This window comes from Rhodococcus sp. IEGM 1379, assembly GCF_030056815.1.
In the GTDB taxonomy this organism is placed as follows: Bacteria; Actinomycetota; Actinomycetes; order Mycobacteriales; family Mycobacteriaceae; genus Rhodococcus_F.
Map to the genome: position 1 here is coordinate 1 of NZ_JASHKR010000174.1, position 1,993 is coordinate 1,993.

At 62.4% G+C, this 1,993-nt stretch carries 2 protein-coding genes; both read left to right on the forward strand.

Features of this window, described 5'->3' with window-relative positions:
- Positions 1-260, forward strand: a 260-nt coding sequence (locus tag QM600_RS29340; RefSeq protein WP_283265286.1) for a nucleoside-diphosphate kinase, incomplete at its 5' end; no start/stop codon positions are given.
- A 422-nt stretch (positions 261-682) separates the two neighbouring features.
- Positions 683-1,993, forward strand: a 1,311-nt coding sequence (locus QM600_RS29345; RefSeq protein ID WP_283265288.1) for a translation initiation factor IF-2 N-terminal domain-containing protein, incomplete at its 3' end; no start/stop codon positions are given.

Below are 1,993 nucleotides of genomic sequence, written 5' to 3' on the forward strand. Positions count from 1 at the left end.
CCGAGCGTCCGTTCTACCCGAGCTTGTTGGAGTTCATCACCTCCGGTCCGCTGGTTGCCGTAGTGCTCGAAGGCCCCCGTGCCATCGCAGCTTTCCGTCAGCTTGCCGGCGGAACCGACCCGGTGGAGAAGGCGTTACCAGGAACAATCCGCGGAGACTTCGGTCTTTCGTCGCAGCAGAACCTGGTCCACGGAAGCGATTCCGTCGAGTCCGCAGAGCGCGAAATCGCACTCTGGTTCCCGGCGCTCTCTTCCATCTGATTTTTTGTACGCTTTACCCGAACGGCACTGATCCCACATCGGTGCGCCCTTGCAGTAACGGGTGCACGGATGTGGGATACTGCTATCAGTTGGACCGCAAATTTGTTGTACGCGCGTTCAACCGGATGGCACTAGGTTCGATGTGACACAGGTTCGATGCCCTTTCATCGCTGCTACCGGTCAACAGGAAATCCCTGGACCCGTGCATGCTGGATGATCAGGCGCTCGAGTTGCGGATCACTGCCATCCAGCCAGGCACTTCATGCGTTCGCAGTGAATAACGGGCATTACGGACCATGCGGAGCGAGACCTTTACAATCTCGTACTCACTTCTGAGTGCGAGTACACACAGCGCGCCCCTGCGTGGCCGCGTGACAACTCGATTGCAGAGTTGGACGCGCCCGGGGGCTGAGGAGACTTACGTGGCCGATCAAGCCTCAACAGAATCAAAAGAAACCCCGGTCTTTCCGGACAAGATGCGTGTCCACGCGCTGGCGAAGCAACTGGGAATCACCAGCAAGCAGGTACTTGCCCATGCCGTTGCGCTCGGAACCGAAGTTCGCAGTGCTCAGTCGAGCCTGAACCGTGACGTCGCAGAACGCATCCACGCATCGCTTCACTCCGTGGCCGAGGCCATCGAGCCGGTTGTCGCCGAACTCGACGCACTGATCGACCCCGTCGTCGAAAAGCCCGTCGTCGAAGAGCCTGTCGTCGAAGAGCCCGTCGACAAGCCTGCAGTCGAGAAGCCGGTTCGTGCCCGGCGCTCGCGCAAGAAGGTTGTAGTCGAAGAGCCTGCAGTAACAGAGCCGACAATCGAAGAGCCGGCCGTTGTCGATCCCGCAGTTGCCGAGATCACGGCAGACCTGGATGCAGCAGCGGCTTTGCAGAACAAGGAAGCTGAGCAGTCCGATCTGTTCACGTCCTTCGAACGCCCTCAGGCACAGCCGTCCAAGGCGCCCGCGCCGGCGCAGGTACCGCTGTTCCTTCAGCCTGACCTCGAAGCAGTCGAGGTGGCGCCGCGTCGTCGTCGTGCGCGTCGTGAGCCGGCCGCACCCGTAGTCACCCCGGAATCGACAGCGACGCCGGTCGAAACCGAGATCGCAGAACCCGAGACGGCAGTAGTCGAGCCGGCACCGGAGAGCATTACTTCGGCACAAACCGAAGGCGAGAGCGCCGAAGCCGATTCAGACGAAGATGAGGACGGCCAGCCGCGTCGTCGTCGTCGTGGACGTCGTGGCCGCGGCCGTGGTCGCGGTGAGCAGGTAGGCGAGCAGGGCGACGACGAGTCCGAGTCTTCGGAAGTCGAGCCGGAATCGGCTCCCGAAGCCACCCCGGCTCCTGCTGAGAGCGCCTCAGGTGACAACGCCGAGGAAAGCTCCGACGAAACCGCCGAGTCCGAGTCCGAGAATGCTGACGATTCAGACCTCGATGCCGACGGCACCAACCGTCGCCGTCGCCGTCGCCGTCGTCGCAAGACCGGCACCGACGCCGCCGTCGAGGCCACCGTCGTATCGGAAGACGATCCGCCGAACACCGTCGTTCACGAGCGTGAACCTCGTAGCAAGACTCGCGTCGTCAAGGACGAAGTCCAAGGCATCAGCGGCTCGACGCGTCTCGAAGCGAAGCGTCAGCGTCGCCGCGACGGTCGTGATGCCGGTCGCCGTCGTCCGCCGATCTTGACCGAGTCCGAGTTCCTGGCACGCCGTGAGGCTGTCGATCGTGTGATGGTTGTT